Below are 17,127 nucleotides of genomic sequence, written 5' to 3' on the forward strand. Positions count from 1 at the left end.
GGAGCCGTCCACCAGCGTAGCTAGTTTCGCGCGCGCTCCCACATCTGCAGGTAAGCCTCGGCGCCACGGCTCATGTCCTCGATGATCGTGTCACCGTCGGCGCCCGCAGCAATACGCATGTCCGCGATCCAGTCGGGAATCATCCCGTACTGGGCAACACCGTCGGTGTTCACGTCGAAAACCCTGGTGCCGGCGCGCTGCTGGTCCATGACGGTGCCGTCGAAGGCGGTGTACGGATATTGGAGCGGATTTTCGGCGGCGTCACCGCGCGGTGCGGCTTGCGGCCCGAAGCCGTTGGTGTCTGCGCCGTAGCCGAAACCGAAGTAGTAGTTCTCGCTTCGCATTGCCCGTGCGTCGCGCCACTGGTCGATGAACCCACGCTCCTCGGGCTTGTCGTCCGATGCGTCCAGTTGCCCGGCGTACAGGGCGACAAATCCGCCGAGCGCGTAGATCCGCTTGTAGAGGCTCGGGTCGCTCCAGCTGTGACTGGAAACAACACCGGAATAGTTCGCTGCTTCGAGAATGTCGAGGGCTGCTTCGGCGGTCTTGACGCTCATGTGATCGATGTCCACGATCATCCCTCGGTCCATCAAACCTCGGATCGTGTATGCGCCGAGGTCGGTCAGGCCGTGCGAATTGCATTGCGGACCAGAGGGGTACACCGGAAGCGTCACTCCGGGTGGGAGTACCGCGAGAAGATTCTGTGCGCCGTCGACCTTGGTGGGCAGCACATTGTCCTCGGCAACGCCGGTGCATGGTTCCGACTGCCAGAACTCCCCGGTGCCCAGGTAGTTGCCGATATTGACGGCCACTCCGGTGACGCCGCCGTCGAAACGGGCACCGCCGAGGGCGTTGTCGAACTTGTGCGTGACGATCATCTGCCGAACACCGAGGTCGTACAACTCGTCCAGGCCGCGGTCGATGTCGTCCTCGGTGCACTGCGGAATACCGTTGCGCACAGAGCAACCGAAGGGTTCGGACACCTCCACCCCGAGGGTGACGGCCAGCTTTCCGTCGGCGGCCACCTGCCTGGCCTGTTCAGGGGAGCTCACGATGCGGAACCAACCCCGGCCGGGACCGCCGTACTGGGCGTCGATGTAGTCCTGGAGTTCGCGTGTCTGCTGCGCCTGGATCCGGACGGTCTCCATCTCGTCACAGGGATTTCGCTTACTCGGATACAGCTCACACAGCACACGGTTGGCGACAAAGAGATTGGTGAAGATTCGCAGACCACCACGCCAGGCGCGCTCGACCCACTTGTAGTACGTCTGCTCGTGTGTCAGTGAATCGTGCGCCGGCCAGTCGGCGAAACTCGGCCAGCCGGTGGTGTCGTGAGTTTCGAAGGGATTGCCGTACGACAGAACGTTTTCGAGGAGCGCAGGTATCCCGTCGGGTTGATGGTCCGGGCAGTCGACGAGCGCTGCGGTGACGCCCTGAGGGTCGAAAGGTCGGCCGCAGTGCAGGTTTCCGCCCATGAACTCGGAAGCGTTCATGTGCACGTGTGTGTCGATGAATCCGGTGACTTCACCGTTCGGTCCGATTTCTCCTGGAACGCCGTTTGCGCCCACCTCCGCTTCGGGGAAGTCGGCGCAGCCGTCGCGCGGGATCAGCGTGAACGCAGATTCGGGAACGTCACCGGGATCGGACATCGTGAGCATCAAATCGCGCGAGATCAGTTGACGGCCGTTCGAGGTCGCGGTCAGAACGAACGATTCACCGGTGGACATCACGGTCCAGTCGGTGGAGGGAGTTGCTTCGGAAGTGGCGAGTACCGAGTCCGCGCCGTCGTGCGAGAGCATCGACCCGTCCGGGCCGTACAGCATGAAACGACCCAACTGGGCCGCATGTAGCCGGAACGGTTCGGCGTCTGCGGCTTTCGTTACGTCGGTGAGGTACGCCGACCCGTCACGACGGACGAAATCACCAGACTCGGTGCGCAGCGCGAAGCAACCGTTCGCAAGTGCGTACACCGAGTTCTGCGCGGTAGGAGCAGGACTCGGTGCCGCGGCGCTGACGCCGGTCGTGGCGACGACGACGGCGGCAGTCAGCAGCGAGATGGTTCCGGCGAGCCGACCCCGTAGACGTGGAACTGAGCGCATGGTGCTGGTGACCCCCGGCCGATGGACACGACTGTGACAGGGGACACTCTACAGATAACTGGACGTATGTCCATTTGATTCTGCAACGTGTTGCAGAAATGCTCAGCCGATTGCAGGTCCGAGCAGGTCATCGGCGTCGGTGATCCGGTAGGCGTAGCCCTGTTCGGCGAGGAATCGCTGACGATGTGCCGCATATTCCGCATCGAGAGTGTCGCGGGAAACCACCGAATAGAAGTGGGCCTGACCGCCGTCGTGCTTGGGGCGCAACAGTCGTCCGAGCCGCTGAGCTTCTTCCTGCCTCGATCCGAAGGTTCCCGAAACCTGCACGGCGACAGACGCCTCCGGAAGGTCGATCGAGAAGTTCGCGACCTTGCTCACCACCAGCGTCTGGATCTCACCGTTGCGGAACTGATCGAACAGGATCTCACGTTCCTTGTTCTTGGTGGATCCCTTGATCACCGGGGCGTTCAGGGCTTCGCCGAGTTCGTCGAGCTGATCGAGATACGCACCGATAACCAAGGTCGGTGAATCCGGGTGCTTGGCCAGAATCGACTTCACGACAGCAATTTTGGTGTGCGCCGTCGAGCACAGTTTGTAGCGCTCCTCCGGCTCGGCGACGGCATAGGACATGCGCTCGGCGTCCGTCATCGTCACTCGCACCTCGACGCAGTCAGCCGGCGCGATCCAGCCCTGCGCTTCGATGTCCTTCCACGGAGCGTCGTAGCGCTTGGGGCCGATGAGCGAGAAGACGTCGCCTTCGCGGCCGTCCTCACGAACCAGCGTTGCGGTCAGGCCGAGACGGCGGCGCGACTGCAGGTCTGCCGTCATCCGGAAGACGGGCGCGGGCAGCAAGTGGACCTCGTCGTAGATCACCAGTCCCCAGTCTCGGGAGTCGAAAAGTTCGAGGTGCTTGTACTCGCCCTTCGTACGACGCGTGATCACCTGGTAGGTCGCGATCGTGACCGGCCGAATCTCCTTGCGCTCGCCGGAGTATTCGCCGATTTCTTCCTCGGTCAACGACGTGCGGGCGATGAGCTCACGCTTCCACTGACGACCGGCGACGGTATTTGTGACGAGGATGAGTGTGGTGGCTTTGGCCTTTGCCATGGCTGCTGCGCCCACCATCGTCTTGCCGGCGCCACATGGCAGCACGACGACGCCCGAGCCGCCGGCCCAGAACGAATCCGCTGCCATCTGCTGGTAGTCGCGCAGTTCCCAGTGGCCCTCTTCGAAAGCGAGATCGATCGGGTGCGCTTCGCCGTCCACATAGCCGGCGAGGTCCTCGGCCGGCCAGCCCACCTTGAGCAACATCTGCTTGAGGCGGCCGCGTTCGCTCGGGTGGACAATCACGGTGTCGTCGTCGACCTTCTCACCGAGCATCGGTGAGATCTTCTTGTGTCGCATCACCTCGGTGAGGACTGCCCGGTCGAGGCTGACCAGGATGAGGCCGTGCACCGGGCTCTTGACCAGCTGCAAGCGTCCGTACCTGGCCATCGTGTCGACGATGTCGACCAGCAGCGGTTGCGGAACTGCGAATCGTGAGAACGAAACCAGAGCGTCGACAACCTGCTCGGCGTCGTGTCCGGCGGCGCGGGCATTCCACAAGGCCAGGGGAGTGATGCGATACGTGTGGACGTGCTCGGGGGCGCGTTCGAGTTCCGCGAAGGGGGCGATTGCCTGCCTGGCATCGCCGGCGCGCTCGTGGTCGACCTCCAACAGCAGCGTCTTGTCGGATTGGACGATCAACGGTCCGTCGGTCACGGAAGCCTCCTAGTGAAACAAACGCAGCAGCCACAGAGCGTTGCACCGCGTTGTCGGCTGACGCCAACCCTGCCATTGTCCTGGTATCGGAGCGCATACGCCAACAGGCGACGCTCGCACAGCCAGAAGTAGAGGTGCCCGAGTTCGGGCACCCCTACGTCAACAGAGCAGGACCAACCGCTATTCCGGACGACCTGCAGCGGGCAGGACGAGGATCTTCACGTGCTCGTCGGGTGCGCGAAGAGCCGCAAAAGCGTCCGAAACTCCGTCGAGCCCGACACGGCCGGTAATGATCGCTTCGGCGTCGATCTCGCCGGCGGCCAACCGAGCAAGGGTGATGTCGTACGCGTTCTCGTAGGGGCCATGACCGAAGTTGATCGAGATCCTTCGGAACTGCCCGATGACGGGAACGATGGTCTCGTCGCCGAACGGCGCAGCCAGGACCTGAATCCGCGAGTTGAACGGCAGGGTGCGCATCAGTTCGCCGATGACCCCCGCCCGGCCGCTGCATTCGTAGGCGATCAGGATGCCGTTCGCGGCCTGGCCCACGAGCGGGTTGCCTTCGGCGACCATCTGATTCCACAGTTCGATCGGATCCTGTGTGAAGGGGTCGACGACGATGTCCGCGCCCATCTTCTTGGCGAGCTCGCGGCGTTTGGGGGAGGGTTCGGACGCGATGACGATCTGTGCCCCTCTCGCTTTCGCCGCGACGATGGCACCCAGTCCGATCGTGCCGCAACCGACGACGAGCGCTGAATCGGCCGAGGTGAGGCCGGACTGCTGGAGATGCATCTCGCCGACGTGTAGAGGTTCGGCCAGTGTGGCGTGCTCGAGTGACAGATGGTCGGGAACCTTGCGGACCCAGAATGCGTCGACAACGATGTGATCGCCGAACGCACCGTGGTATTCGTTCGAGTAACCGATGATCGTCGGGATCCCGGTAGCCGTGTCGGTGGCCAAGCCGATGCCGGCCACCCGATCACCGATCATGAAATCGTCTACTGCAGAACCGGTCTCGGCGACGATGCCCGCGTATTCGTGACCCAGCACCACGGGTGCGTCTGGATCGAAGGTGGCGAGCGGGTAGCCACCGTCGTGTGCGACCTCGACGAATCGGCACGGGTCCTTCGACATGCTCAGGTCGCTGCCGCAGATTCCGCAGGCGACGACGTCGATGCGGATCTGATGGGGTGCCAACGGCGGCGCGTCGGCCATCTCGGCGACGGCGAATTCTCCCTGTTGGAATCGGACAGCCCTCATGCGCGCACGGCTCCCGTCTCGGCCGGTTGGCCGTAGTAGTCGGTATGGGCTTTGGTGATCGCTCCGACCAGCCCGCCGATCAGGTATTCGCGGTTGTCCTCGGCGAACTGCATGCTCGCCTGACGTCCGACATTCCGCTTCCGGAAGTGCGGGACCACCTCGGAGGCGAACAATTCGTAGCTGCGTTTGGTGTCCTCCCAGCTCGCCATGTCCACGTGAAGGATCAGGAACGTGCCGAACCCTCCTGTCTTCTCGATCAGACGCTCGATCTGAGCAATCGCATCTTCGGGCGTACCGATGATCGCCTGACCGAACTCGCCGAGCGTGTCGTTGCGCCACTGGTCGATGATTCCGGCAGGTGTATCTGCCCAGGCCGGGTTCTGGCCGGTCTGTCGATTCACGTAGGAGGCCATCGATCCGATCCGTCGGCTCACGGCGCGCTCGGCCTCGGCTCGGGTCTCGGCGATGAACATCGGATTGACCACACGCCACGTCGCCCGGTCGGCGTGGTGGCCGTGCTCGGCCGAGACCTTCTCGTACACATCCCAGTTGCGATCCAGTGCGTCGAATCCGCTGGGTGAACTCGCCGCGAGTGAGAGCAGGGAGAGCCCGTTCTTGCCGGCGAGCACCGAACCGTTGGGGGAAATCGTCGACGCTGTCACGGTCTCGATGCCGTCCGCACGGTATGTGGGCAGCTGTGCGCGTGCGTCACGCAACGTGAACCAGTCGGTTTCCATGTTGACGACCTCGCCGCGGAGCAACGCGAGAATGGCCTCGAGCGCTTCGCCCTGGCGACGACGCTGGTCCGACGGGTTGATGCCCATCATGTGTGCATCGAGGGGGATCTTGCCCGGGCCGGTGCCGAAGATGAGCCGTCCGCGGGTCTGCAGATCGAGCTGAGTGATGCGGTCGGCCGTGATCAGCGGGTGGTGATAGGGCAGCGACGTCACGCCTGTGCCGAACTGGATGCGCTCGGTTCGCTCTGCGGCGGCCGCGATGAACATGTCCGGGGCAGGCACGATCTCGGCGCCGGTCGAATGATGCTCACCCATCCACGCTTCTTCGAATCCGAGGTGGTCCAGGTGTGTCATGAGGTCGATGTCGCGTCTGAGTTGCAGGGCGGGATCGGCGTCGAGCGGATGGTACGGGGCGAGGAAGGCTCCGAAGCGGATGGACGATGCGGACCACACGATGACATCTCCTGTCGACAGGGGAGTGATTTGGATCACTCGCTCTGATGGAGATGTCTAACATGGATCAACTGATCCAATAAGTTGAGCCTCCCGCACAGTGGGAGGTTTGTAATCACTTGTAGCTCAACGCTATCTGGCGCAGTAATGTCGTCTAAGGTTGTTTCAAGTCGATCAACTGAACCAGGCATTTTGAGAAGGAGCGGTGAAGAGGTCATGCGACTGGACGTCACAATCACCCCCACCTCCTCGACTGTCGAACTGAACGGGGTCGACGACTTCACCAGTCTCTCGGTCGTCGTAGGCGGCGACGATCAATCCGCGACTCTGAGTCGGGCATTGGAACCGTGGGGGGAACTCGAGGACGATCATGTCTGGCTCGACATTGCTCACCTGGAACAAGCCGTCGCGGCCCAGGTCGGAAACGCGCAGTGGAAGCAGAAGTTCTCCGCGATGGTGGACTACGCGCGCGCCCACGGCTGGGTCGATCGCGACAACAGGGTGCGAGCACACCGTGAATCACTCTGACTCCGCGGTCAGCGCTTCGGAGAAGTTCGGCGAGCCCGTGCGAAGCTCGTTCGTATGACCGACTCCCGGCAGAACCGTCAAGGCGACGTGACACGTCTGCGTTTGCTCAAAACTGCTGAACGGCTTTTCGCGACAGAGGGATTGGATGCAGTTTCGCTGCGCGCGGTCAACGCGGCGGCCGGTCTCGGACCGTCGTCCGTCCACTACCATTTCGGCACCAAGGAGGATCTGGTCGCCGCGGTGCTGTTGGACATGGGAACGTCGGTGCGAGATCAGATCAGCGCGAACGTGGACGCCCTAGCCGCCGACAAGGAGCCGCCGACGGTCGAAGCGTTGGTGCGGGCCGTCACGGCGCCATACAAGACACTGCTTCTTCGCCATCGCACGCGGGGAATGCGATGGATCAGAATCGTCACGCAGATTTCGCAGCCGCAGATGTCACGACCGGGCCATCCAGCCCTCGAGGCGACCGAGATGCACCTTCGTGATCATCTTCTCGACCAGGTCCGTCGTACCTTTCCTGCTACCGATCCCGAAAGGCTCGAGACTCGCTGGGCGGTTGCCTTGATGGGCTTCCTCCAGGCGTTGAGCCGGGCGGACGATTGGAGCGGAAGCAGCAAGCCGCTCGCGCCGGAGCGACTTGCCGACTTCTACGAGGACCAGGTCGTCTTTCTGGTGGGTGGAGTGCGGCAGTTATTGGGATGAGCGCCTAATTGATGCGCCTCCTATTTCTGCGCGACCACTGACTTCCGCATTTCCATTACATGAGTAATAGCTTCGGAAATTCCGGATCTATAACCGATATTCTTTTCGGAATCACCCGGAGTGGAATCAAGCTCCGATTCGAGTCTCGTTTGAATACGGTCCAGGGTGTGGATTGTTCTTTTCACGATGGTTGATTCTCTTTCTGCGGTAAATCCGAAAGAAGTATTCCGGATTGCCGAGCGTGTTCGTCGAGGACACACAGTGATGCCAGGGTCATGCCCGCTGCGTAGCCGCGCGAGCGTGCATCAGTTCCTCGACTACGTGACTTGAACAGGTTGAATGTTTCGTGCAGGTGCACGAGGGTGTCGGTGGAGGCAGGCATTGGTCAGCTTCGCAGTCAGCTCGTCTTCCTCTGGACTGTGCTGTCAGCTCCGCTTCCGCTTACGAATGAACTCGGAAGACTCCGTAGTTTTCGCCCGCTTTTCCGCGCGGCGTTCCTTGATCGACTGAGCGGGTTTCTTCATGTTCTTTCCCGGCGCCTTGTCAGCCATTGTCGCTCCTCATTTTTCGAAGTGGCAATCACAAACTGACCTCGACCATACTTCATTTACAGAAAAAAGCCAGTTGCTTCTTTTCTGCTACTTTTTTCCGGAGTCGACGGGGCTGACGGAAGTAATGCGGTGCAACGTGAAACGGCGTACGGCACCACTTGCCGGGTCGAAGGCGTCCAGCTGTCCGCCACCCACGCTGACGGGGTCGACGATGCGATGAGTCGCTACCCCCTGAGCGTCGACATAGCCGATGTTGACGCTCGAATTGTCCCGGGCCGCTGTGGCCAGTAACGCGATGGTGGCGGCATTGTTCTCCCTCGAACCGTCCGTCCGGACACCACCACGGCCCGGGGCGGAAGCGCGGTCGCCTGCTCGCATCGTCCGTACCAACGACGCCAATTGATCCGCCGACGGGCTTGCGGGCATCCGCGACGCCGGTCGGCTGCGACGGTTCGGTACCCGCGCCCCACGTGGGCGGAGATCGACCAACGTGCCCGAGGAGTCCTCACCTGCCGGCGCGAATCCGGCTGCGCGCAGCTCGGCCAGGACCTCGCGCAGTGGGGCCTGCGAAATCGCGACTGTGGGAGCCAAGGCGCGCAATGCCAGGGGCTCCGCCACCGCCGAAGCGAGGACCTCCGCCAGCAGTGATGCGTCCTCACATCGAATGAACGACGCCGCCACTCCGGCACGCAGTCGCCCGTGTCGACGGGCGACATCGTCGATCAGATACGAAAGTGATTGGGGAACAGGCGTCTTCGATTTCGAGGCGAACATCGCATGCAGTTCGGTGGCCGTCAGACCGGCGTCGAGCGCACGACGCACGCTGTCCTCGCTGATGCGGTACATGGACGCCGATCCTGCCGACTCGATGTCCGCGACCAGGCTCACCTGCTCGAGCAGGTCCGGTACGAGCGGGCCGGGCGCAACCAGAGTCAGATCTGCCTGGACCAGGATGTAGTCGATGGGCTCGGGTAGGGCGGACTGCATTTCGGCTTCGGCGTCCCCGCCGTGCAGCAAAGCTCGTCCAGGTGACGACAACGCGCCGCGGGCCACCAACCCGAGGGCGGCGGCCTCGTCCAGAGTCCGCTCGATTGCGAACGTCCGTAGGCGCCCACTCCATCGCGGGCGTCGCCACGCCAGTAGTCGACTTACCTCGACGGCCGATGCAGTCTGGCCACTGTCGAGTTCGGAGAGCAGCCCCAGAATGGCCTGGCGATCGCGCGGAGCCGCCGGGGCCCGGCCTTCCTCGGACAGCGCCGCGATGGGCTTGTCGGTGGAATCCCTCAGCCCGATCATCCACGGAACTCGCGGTACGTCGACCCAGGCGGACGCCAGCACCTCCCACCGACGCGCTGTGGACGCGTTGAGCCAGCCGTCGACGGCGAGTGTGGGCGTCCAGTATTCGTCCGCGTTGTCCGAGACCGGCGCCGGATCGGGCGTTCCACTGGCGATGAGTCCGGCTGCCGAGAGCAATTCGACGAGCAGGCTCACTCGCGCTTCGTCGAGATCGGCCGTCTTGGCCACGCGTCGTAGTTCTCGAACACCGAGTCCACCGGCTCGCAGTGCTGGGGCTGGTGCTGCGCCCAGAACAGCGATCACGCTCTCGCATTGGCGTACCAACTCGAGTGCCTCGCCGGCCGCTGCGGCGTTCACGTCCGCGGGTTTGAGTTTGTCGCCCCCGATGACGGGTGCAGTCAGCGTCGTCGGATCGAAAACCGGCTCGCCGCGGATGACCTGACGAACCGTCGCCGGAAGCTCGACGGTCTGCTCGTCGAGCCACCGCAGCAGGCCGGCCGCCAGCAGTCGCTGAACCGGGCGCTCAGGCGGTGTTCCGGGGGCGGCGTCGCGGGTGCGACCGATCGGGCTGGAGTTGGCGAGAGTCTCGAGGAGATCCCGCTCGCGGGTGTCCAGAGCGTCGAGGGCTGCCGAGATCTCGGTCTCGGTCATCGCCTCGGCAGGTTCGAGGGCTCGCCCCACACGCCACGGAATCATCCCGATGACTGCCGGGACGACGCTGATGGGATCGACACCCCAGACGAGGGCGGACTCACGCATCTTCGACAGTGACTTGTCGACGGCCTTCTTGGTGACCTTGCCCTTGCCGGTCAGGGCGCGTTCGGCGATTGCACTGTTGAGCTCCGCCCGCGTCATCGGAGTTTCCTCGGCGCCGGCCAGTGCCAACAATTCGAGAAGACCGAAATCGAGGGTGTCGAGTTCGTCCGCCGCTCGGCTGACCGACGCGCGTTGCTGCGCCCGACCACTGAGAACCACCATCGTGCTCGGCGGCGGTACGGCCAGATCGGGGCGCAGACGCAGCAACTCCGTCAACTCGGCGTCACTGCGCGCCGAGAGCCAATCGGTCAGACTTTCGGCTGCGGAACTGCCCGCCGGGGTGCCACGTGTTTCGGTCATCAGGTATCAGATTAGAGACCTGGTCTGTACGGCGTAACGGCGTCCTGTCAAAATGACTTCGTGGCCAACAATTCGAAGCAACACTATGTAGATCCAGGATGGCCGGAAACTGCAGACGGAGATCACGCAGTGACCGAATTGTCATCGACCCGCGCAGGTGGACTTTCACCCTTCGGCGAGGACACCACCTTTCCGGTTCCGGTGGAGTCACTTCCTTACGTACACCCGCACACCGTCATCAACCGATAACAACTCGACATCAAGAAGGCCCGCACCGATTCGGTGCGGGCCTTCTTGATGTTCGAGCGTCCGAGCGGACAGTCTTACCGGTGTTACTTGAGGAACGTCTTCGCGGTGTCGGCGACTGCGAGGATCTGCGGGTCGACCGGGATGCCGTTGGCCTTGGCGAACGCGATTGCCTGATCGATGGCGTCAGCGACCGGGTGTGCAACGGTCTGAGCGACCTGCTGTGCCGGAGCCGGAGCTGCCTGAGGAGCTGTGGTGGCCGGAGCGGAACGCTCGGTGGCGCCGCTGCTCAGTCCGAGGCTGGAGGAGCAGGACGGCCATGCGCCCCAACCCTGGTTTGCGAGAACACGCTCGGCAACAACGATCTGCTGCTCGCGGGTGGCCTGGTTTGCGGTGGCTGCGTACTGTCCGCCGCCGTGTGCGTTCCACGTGCTGGGGGAGAACTGCAGTCCGCCCTGGTAACCGTTGCCGGTGTTGATGGCCCAGTTTCCGCCGGCCTCACACTGGGCGAGACGATCCCAGTCGGAGTCGGGGGCAGCGCTTGCGGTTCCGGTGGCTGCAATTCCTGCTACGCCCATGATGGCGCCGGTGACGGCGACCTTGGCGACAGTGCGACCGGTGGTGGTGGGCTTGCGATGGCGTCCGCTCATGATGGTCGAAATCCTCTCCACACGCGCCTGCGAGGTCAGCTGTCGGGTTCGGGCTGAGAGGTCGCCCGGCCTCGCCTTTCCTGGCTGGAAAGGGTCTGGCTTCACCCCAAGATTCGGTCTTGCGATCGAACCGGTGTCCACTGGAAAACTTTTCTGTTCTCACAGAGGACTTTGGGTCCCCCGTCCTCGTCCCTGGAATGCTCTGTCGGAAGTCCGGTACCCGCGGGACAAGGCTTGGCGCGGCGGGCCGGAGGTGGCCGAGTTTCCCGGCCGAAAACGACGGTAACGGCTCGAGTCTCTCGTGTCACCATTTGATAACGCGGCGTGGCGAAGGACGTACAACGCGTCACACAAAGCGCAGGAGACTCTTCCCAGGTAGGTGGGGGTGCCTGAGTGAATGTCCGGTTGTGTCCGTTCCGTTATCCATCCGTAATGTGAGCAAGGTCACACGTTATGTGGAAATGGAATTCCGGCCGAGTGAGAGGTGTGCCGATTCAGGTCGAAGATGTGTCCTGTGTCTCAACATCGAGATTGAAACTTAGGTTAGGTTTGCCTGACTTGCCCTGAATGGGCAGGGTTCGCAGAGTCTTCCAAAGAAGTAGGGCACCCCTCATGAAACTGCAATACCGTCGGCGTGCGGTCACCGCGTCACTCGCCGTCGCCGCTGCTGCTGTCGGCCTGGCCGTCACTGCTCCCGCTGCACACGCCTCACCCGAGGATCCGACACACGGTGTTGTCGGAAGCTATTTCGCAACCCAGCCCGGCGACATCGTCGTCGACTCGGCAACCCACCGCGGATACATCACGCAGTACGGCGGACCGACCAGCTCGTTGTCCGTCGTCGACACGAACACCGGCAAGTCCGTCGGCACCATCGACGGTGTCGTCGGTTACCCGTCGGCACTTGCCGTGGACTCGGACCTCGGACGCGCATACGTGTCCTCCTCCTACGGCGGCGCGATCTCGATTGTCGACACGAAGACCGGCAAGGTCGAAAAGACGGTCACGCTGAGCGAGAAGAACCCCGACGGCTCGCGGCCGCAGATCAACGATGTCGTCGTCGACCCCACAACACACCGCGCGTACTTCTCGGACTACAAGTCCGGCAACATCCGAGTCGTCGACCCCAACGCCGCCGACGCCGTGTCGAGCATTCTGGTCGACAAGTCGGCAACGCCGACCAAGCTCGCCTTCGACAGTGTCCGCGGCTTCCTCTACATCGCGGACACCAACTTCTTCGACGAGAATTACGGCCGCACGCTGTGGCAGGCGGACGTACGCAAGGGCGGAGCACTCAAGTCGATCGTGCGTGCCGACAACCTCTACCCGGTCGACGTCGATGTCGACACGAACACCGGCAACATCTACATGACCGACACCCGGGCAACCAACCTGTGGGCGATCACCCCGGCCGGCGCGGTTCTGTCGAAGACCACGCTGTCTCCGACCGCGATTCCCAACGGCGTGGTCGTCGACGCTGCTGCAGGCATTGCATATGTCGCGGACGTCATGAACGGACACCTGTGGTCGGTCGATCTGACGACCCGCGCCACCACCGCTCTGACCGATACCAAGGTTCCGGCACTGGAGAAGGTCAAAAACCTCGCGCTCGACACCTCGACCGGCGCCATCGCGTCGACGACCAACGGGGGCAAGGTGACCGTCGTTGCTGCGTACCCGCTACCCGCGACCGTCGAACTGCCTGCCGCTCAGGTCGGTAAGGCGTATTCGCAGAAGCTCACTGCCGCTGATACCCGGGCAGCCTTTGCGCTCACCAACGGCACTCTGCCCGGCGGACTGTCCCTCGCACAGGACGGCACCATCTCGGGAACCCCCACGGCCGTCGGCAGCGTCACCGTCGAGATCACTGCGAAGAGCGTGCTTTCGCGCGCTTCGAGTGTGACCATCGTGGTCTCCGAGGGTCCGGTCGGCCCCGTTGATCCGGGCAACCCGGGAACGGGTACCGGTTCGCTCGGTAACCTCCCCGGACTCGGTAGCCTCGGCCGCTGATCCGACCTGATACGAGAGAACCCGACCACAGCACCTGCTGTGGTCGGGTTCTTCTGTCTCCGGGCCCGCTTACGCGTAATTGACGCGGTCCACGGCTATGCGTAATTGACGCGGTCCACGTCGACGATCTCCTTGCCGAGCGGCATCAGCGAGATCGGAATCATCTTCAGGTTCGCGACCGCGAGCGGAATTCCGATGATCGTGATCGCCATCGCGACGGCGGTGACGATGTGTCCGATCGCCAACCAGATACCGGCGATGATCACCCAGATGACATTGCCGATCATCGAACCGACGCCAGCGGTCGGCTTGTCGACGACGGTCTTACCGAACGGCCACAGTGCGTAGATGCCGATGCGGAATGCCGCGATTCCGAAGGGAATCGTGATGATGAGGATGCAGCAGATGATGCCTGCGGCGAAGTAGCCCAACGCCAGCCAGAAGCCGCCGAACACCAGCCAGATCACGTTCAGGAGGATTCTCATGGTCAGTGACCTTTCGGTTGGAGGCGGGAGTGATCAGCGCACGCGTCGACCGGATCTGAGCGTGTAGACGATGGCCAGAAGGAAGCCGATCGGGCACGCGAGTGCCACCAGGTACAACGCCAGGCCGGGCGGGGTGTCGCTGAAGATGTGGACTGCGAAGATGGCCACGATCGCCAGGAATCCGACGATGAACAGTGCCATCGCCGTACGGAACAGACCGTTTCCGGTGCCGGAAGTGCGCGGGTTCGGTTGAGGGTCCACACCTACGAGGATAGTGCCTGTAAACCTGGGTGCCGACCCGGGTTCGTCACAGGTAGACTGTTAACAGACTGCGCGCCCCGCTGAAGCAAGTGTGGGGCGCGTTCTTTTGCATTCTTCCACCGGAAGCGATGCGAGCAAGGCCATGAGGCTCTTCCGAGAGCCTCCCGAGCACATTGGGGCAGATGCCCCAGTCGAGTGATGAGCAGGTGAACGCGGTGCCGACCGGCAAGGTGAAGTGGTACGACGTCGAAAAGGGTTTCGGCTTTCTGTCGCAGGAAGAGGGCGAGGACGTCTACGTCCGTGCTTCCGCTCTCCCCGAGGGCGTCGAAGGCTTGAAGGCCGGCCAGCGCGTCGAGTTCGGCATGGCTGCGGGCCGCCGCGGTCCGCAGGCGCTGAGCCTGAAGGTGCTGGAGCCGGCGCCGTCGTTGCGGGGCGCTACGGCGACGCGTCGTGAGCCCGTCGAGCGTAAGCACACCCCTGACCAGCTGCACGGCATGGTCGAGGACATGATCACGTTGCTCGAGGCGAAGGTCCAGCCGGATCTGCGCAACGGCAAGTACCCGGACCGCAAGACCGCTCAGCGGATCTCCGAGGTCGTCCGAGCCGTCGCTCGCGAGCTCGATACCTGATCGCTCGATTCGAGCTGCCGTACACGGCTTCGAAACAAAATGCCCTGCACACCAATCGGTGTGCAGGGCATTTTCGTTCTTCCGGGGATCAGGCGGTCTTGATCGACCAGATCAGTAGTCCCTGTTCGCTTCCCTCACCGACGGCGAGGTGGATTTCGACGCCGACGAGTTGCTTGACGGGATCGCTCGAAGATTCGACCGTCACTGCCAGGGCCTCGCCGGGCTCGAAGACTCGGGGTTCGCCGGTCTGGTTGCCGTCGGCATCCTCGTAGACCGCCAGCAGGGCCCACTGCGCATCGGAGACGTCCGTCGACAACGACAGCTGCAGCGGGTAGCCCGCGGGAACGTCGAGTGCGTAGATGTCGCCCACCTGGGCGCACTGGGACAGATCGATGGTGCAGAACCCGGCAGGGTTCGTCTCGATCGTCTTGCCGTGCGCGTATGCAGTGATGACCGGCAGCTTTTCGGGGTCGTCGTTGATGTTCTTGATGATCACGAAAAGAACGGAGACGTAAGCAACTAGTGCCACCACCATCAGGACACTGATCGCTGCCACGATCTTCTTTGTTCTCGAGCGCATCATCACTGCGGAGTACTTCCTTGTCCTCGGTTGGATTTACCGGTGTAAATCACTTCGGTCACTTCTTGTTCGGCCAGATCGGGTCGCTTCCCGCCGAGGCCGGGCAGGAGGCTGTTTCCTCGGTAGCTCAGGAAGGTCTGCAGAAGCCCGATCGTCAGGAACACCGATACAACAGTGAACCCGATCCAGTATTCGGTCGGAAGCAGAACCCCCAATGCGCCGCCGAGTACCCAGCTCAACTGCAGAACCGTCTCGGATCTGCCGAATCCGGACGCGATCGATTCCTCGGGCAGGTCGTGCTGGAGTGACGCGTCGAGTGAGACCTTGGCGAGTGCGCTGGCGGCGGAGGCTACGAGTGTGGCCAGCGCAGCGGTCATCAGGTTGTCCGTCAGCGCTGCGATCACCGCGATGATCCAGACCGACGCAGTGCACCGGAGCACGATCAGTGCGGGCCGGCCGAGCTTGAGGCGCGCACCCGTGGCATTTCCGGCGAAGTTTCCCAGACCGGCCGCTGCGCCGACCAGGCCGAGCATCATGGCTTGCTGGAGCGGCTCGTGATCGGTGCGTGATTTGGCGACGAACGCGATGTAGAGCGTCAGGAAGCCGGTGAGCACGCGAATGGTGCCGTTGCCCCAGAGTCCGATGATCACGGCGCGTCCGAGAGGCTGTCGGACCTTGGCCGGTTTCGCGTTCGGCTGTGGTGGGGCGCTGCCGGCGTGGTGCGCCTCGTCCGGGTGGTAGGTGATGGTCGCGGGAACCTCACCCTCGGTGACTTCGACCCACGACGGGATTCGCATGCTCAGATATGCGCCGAAGACGGTGACGGCGACGGCGAACCACAAGGCTCCGGTGGAACCGAAAGCGAGCGCGAGCGCACCCGCGACGGCGCCGGCGCCGATCGTTCCGCCGATCAACCCGAAGACCGTCAGACGCGAATTGACGCGCACCAGGTCTATTTCCGGTGGTAGGACGCGTGGTGTCACCGCACTCTTGAGTACCGAGAACGATTTACTGAGCACCATCATGCCGAGCGCGGCCGGATAGAGGATCCAACTGTCGAAGTTGAAGACCAGGATCACTGCGAGGAGCGTCCGGATTCCGAACGACGACGCGAGTGCGATGCGGCGGCCGCGCTGCAACCGGTCGAGCATCGGACCGATGAGCGGTGCGATGACCGCGAACGGTGCGATCGTGATCAGGAGATAGAGCGCGACCTTGGTCTTGTCCTCACCCGTCGCCGCCGAGAAGAACAGCGTGTTGGCCAGAGCGACGGAGATCGCGGCGTCGGTGGCGTTGTTCGTCATCACCGCGTAGGTGAGAGCGGTCAGACCGGACTTGTCCGCGCCGTCGGCCTTCGCTGCGCGCTGGAAGGTCGCGATGCCCTTGTTCGTCAGTTCGCGGCTGCGCATCGCTGCGACGCGGGTGACGGTGAGCTTGCGAGGCATCGGGGGAGCCTTGGGGGCGTCCGCACCCGGTGCCTTCGAACCGGACGCGGAATCCGAGTCTCCCCGTGATTCGGGGATCGGGTGCAGCGGCGGCAACGGCGTGCGACGCGCAGCGGGGCGAGCCGAAGGCGGGTAGTTGTCCGGGCGGGCCGCGGGTGGGTAATTGTCGTAACCGGGGTGCACCTGTTGCCCCTCCGGCTCGTCGTGGATTCGCCGAGTTTCGGGGTCGTAGGGTTCGCGCGGTCCGGTCACCACTCAATTCTGTCCTAGTGTCGGCGCGGCTACCACGCACACCCCTGCGAGTCCTGTGTCATG

Annotated in this window: 16 protein-coding genes and 1 riboswitch; of the genes, 5 read left to right on the plus strand and 11 right to left on the minus strand. The window is 63.2% G+C overall.

Annotated features, from left to right (window positions below; all coding sequences use genetic code 11):
* Positions 1 to 20 precede the first annotated feature (20 nt).
* The 4 genes from QMA15_RS01165 to QMA15_RS01180 all read right to left on the minus strand — a co-directional run bounded on the left by QMA15_RS01165 (position 21) and on the right by QMA15_RS01180 (position 6,310).
* Entirely contained in the window at positions 21 to 2,099 is a 2,079-nt protein-coding gene (locus QMA15_RS01165) for a hypothetical protein (RefSeq protein ID WP_060938149.1), read from the minus strand.
* Between the two features lie 102 nt (positions 2,100 to 2,201).
* Entirely contained in the window at positions 2,202 to 3,860 is a 1,659-nt protein-coding gene (locus QMA15_RS01170) for a DNA repair helicase XPB (protein WP_019744947.1), read from the minus strand.
* Between the two features lie 180 nt (positions 3,861 to 4,040).
* Positions 4,041 to 5,120, minus strand: coding sequence for an alcohol dehydrogenase catalytic domain-containing protein (locus QMA15_RS01175; protein WP_279163603.1), 1,080 nt, complete (start codon positions 5,118 to 5,120; stop codon positions 4,041 to 4,043).
* Positions 5,117 to 6,310: an LLM class flavin-dependent oxidoreductase gene (locus QMA15_RS01180; RefSeq protein WP_020908805.1), complete on the minus strand. Its 1,194-nt coding sequence runs from the start codon at positions 6,308 to 6,310 to the stop codon at positions 5,117 to 5,119. Before QMA15_RS01180 ends, QMA15_RS01175 begins: the two co-directional genes overlap by 4 nt.
* A 216-nt stretch (positions 6,311 to 6,526) precedes the next feature.
* On the opposite strand from QMA15_RS01180, the gene QMA15_RS01185 reads away from it, so the two are divergent.
* On the plus strand, positions 6,527 to 6,838 hold the full coding sequence (locus QMA15_RS01185) for a hypothetical protein (protein ID WP_060938151.1): 312 nt from the start codon (positions 6,527 to 6,529) through the stop codon (positions 6,836 to 6,838).
* 54 nt (positions 6,839 to 6,892) lie between these two features.
* Positions 6,893 to 7,543, plus strand: coding sequence for a TetR/AcrR family transcriptional regulator (locus QMA15_RS01190; protein ID WP_020908803.1), 651 nt, complete (start codon positions 6,893 to 6,895; stop codon positions 7,541 to 7,543).
* A gap of 425 nt (positions 7,544 to 7,968) precedes the next feature.
* Here the strand turns inward: QMA15_RS01190 and QMA15_RS01195 are convergent, their stop codons facing one another.
* Together QMA15_RS01195 and QMA15_RS01200 are read right to left on the minus strand one after the other, a co-directional pair.
* Positions 7,969 to 8,094, minus strand: a complete 126-nt coding sequence (locus QMA15_RS01195; RefSeq protein ID WP_019744941.1) for a hypothetical protein — start codon at positions 8,092 to 8,094, stop codon at positions 7,969 to 7,971.
* 87 nt (positions 8,095 to 8,181) lie between these two features.
* Positions 8,182 to 10,506: a helicase-associated domain-containing protein gene (locus tag QMA15_RS01200; protein ID WP_020908802.1), complete on the minus strand. Its 2,325-nt coding sequence runs from the start codon at positions 10,504 to 10,506 to the stop codon at positions 8,182 to 8,184.
* A 60-nt stretch (positions 10,507 to 10,566) separates the two neighbouring features.
* Here QMA15_RS01200 and QMA15_RS01205 point away from each other — a divergent pair, with 60 nt between their 5' ends.
* Complete coding sequence (locus QMA15_RS01205) at positions 10,567 to 10,755, plus strand: hypothetical protein (protein ID WP_019744939.1); 189 nt, start codon at positions 10,567 to 10,569, stop codon at positions 10,753 to 10,755.
* Positions 10,756 to 10,838: 83 nt separating this feature from the next.
* Here QMA15_RS01205 and QMA15_RS01210 read toward each other — a convergent pair whose 3' ends face one another.
* Positions 10,839 to 11,402 carry a transglycosylase family protein gene (locus QMA15_RS01210; RefSeq protein ID WP_019744938.1) on the minus strand — a complete coding sequence of 188 codons (564 nt, stop codon included), beginning with the start codon at positions 11,400 to 11,402 and terminating at the stop codon, positions 10,839 to 10,841.
* An 8-nt stretch (positions 11,403 to 11,410) separates the two neighbouring features.
* Positions 11,411 to 11,631: riboswitch (cyclic di-AMP (ydaO/yuaA leader) on the minus strand.
* A gap of 383 nt (positions 11,632 to 12,014) precedes the next feature.
* On the opposite strand from QMA15_RS01210, the gene QMA15_RS01215 reads away from it, so the two are divergent.
* Positions 12,015 to 13,412 carry a YncE family protein gene (locus QMA15_RS01215; protein WP_279163604.1) on the plus strand — a complete coding sequence of 466 codons (1,398 nt, stop codon included), beginning with the start codon at positions 12,015 to 12,017 and terminating at the stop codon, positions 13,410 to 13,412.
* 95 nt (positions 13,413 to 13,507) lie between these two features.
* Here the strand turns inward: QMA15_RS01215 and QMA15_RS01220 are convergent, their stop codons facing one another.
* Both QMA15_RS01220 and QMA15_RS01225 read right to left on the minus strand, forming a co-directional pair.
* Positions 13,508 to 13,897 carry a YccF domain-containing protein gene (locus QMA15_RS01220; RefSeq protein WP_003939919.1) on the minus strand — a complete coding sequence of 130 codons (390 nt, stop codon included), beginning with the start codon at positions 13,895 to 13,897 and terminating at the stop codon, positions 13,508 to 13,510.
* A gap of 33 nt (positions 13,898 to 13,930) precedes the next feature.
* On the minus strand, positions 13,931 to 14,158 hold the full coding sequence (locus tag QMA15_RS01225; protein ID WP_003940194.1) for a hypothetical protein: 228 nt from the start codon (positions 14,156 to 14,158) through the stop codon (positions 13,931 to 13,933).
* A gap of 215 nt (positions 14,159 to 14,373) precedes the next feature.
* Here QMA15_RS01225 and QMA15_RS01230 point away from each other — a divergent pair, with 215 nt between their 5' ends.
* Positions 14,374 to 14,787, plus strand: coding sequence for a cold-shock protein (locus QMA15_RS01230; RefSeq protein ID WP_007733502.1), 414 nt, complete (start codon positions 14,374 to 14,376; stop codon positions 14,785 to 14,787).
* Between the two features lie 88 nt (positions 14,788 to 14,875).
* On the opposite strand, the gene QMA15_RS01235 is transcribed toward QMA15_RS01230, so the two are convergent.
* Positions 14,876 to 15,343, minus strand: coding sequence for a DUF2771 domain-containing protein (locus QMA15_RS01235; protein ID WP_225989529.1), 468 nt, complete (start codon positions 15,341 to 15,343; stop codon positions 14,876 to 14,878).
* Positions 15,344 to 15,369: 26 nt separating this feature from the next.
* The gene (locus QMA15_RS01240) at positions 15,370 to 17,064 is read right to left on the minus strand and encodes an MFS transporter (RefSeq protein ID WP_175470259.1); all 1,695 of its coding nucleotides are present in this window, start codon (positions 17,062 to 17,064) and stop codon (positions 15,370 to 15,372) included.
* Positions 17,065 to 17,127 lie beyond the last annotated feature (63 nt).

It is taken from the genome of Rhodococcus sp. APC 3903, assembly GCF_030407755.1.
Lineage (GTDB): Bacteria > Actinomycetota > Actinomycetes > Mycobacteriales > Mycobacteriaceae > Rhodococcus_F > Rhodococcus_F erythropolis.

Bases quoted from the DNA above. Each gene is read 5' to 3' on its own strand.
- QMA15_RS01165 (WP_060938149.1), bottom strand. From the start codon at position 2,099: ATGCGCTCAGTTCCACGTCTACGGGGTCGGCTCGCCGGAACCATCTCG.
- QMA15_RS01175 (WP_279163603.1), bottom strand. From the start codon at position 5,120: ATGAGGGCTGTCCGATTCCAACAGGGAGAATTCGCCGTCGCCGAGATG.
- QMA15_RS01185 (WP_060938151.1), top strand. From the start codon at position 6,527: ATGCGACTGGACGTCACAATCACCCCCACCTCCTCGACTGTCGAACTG.
- QMA15_RS01190 (WP_020908803.1), top strand. From the start codon at position 6,893: ATGACCGACTCCCGGCAGAACCGTCAAGGCGACGTGACACGTCTGCGT.
- QMA15_RS01195 (WP_019744941.1), bottom strand. From the start codon at position 8,094: ATGGCTGACAAGGCGCCGGGAAAGAACATGAAGAAACCCGCTCAGTCG.
- QMA15_RS01200 (WP_020908802.1), bottom strand. From the start codon at position 10,506: ATGACCGAAACACGTGGCACCCCGGCGGGCAGTTCCGCAGCCGAAAGT.
- QMA15_RS01210 (WP_019744938.1), bottom strand. From the start codon at position 11,402: ATGAGCGGACGCCATCGCAAGCCCACCACCACCGGTCGCACTGTCGCC.
- QMA15_RS01215 (WP_279163604.1), top strand. From the start codon at position 12,015: ATGAAACTGCAATACCGTCGGCGTGCGGTCACCGCGTCACTCGCCGTC.
- QMA15_RS01220 (WP_003939919.1), bottom strand. From the start codon at position 13,897: ATGAGAATCCTCCTGAACGTGATCTGGCTGGTGTTCGGCGGCTTCTGG.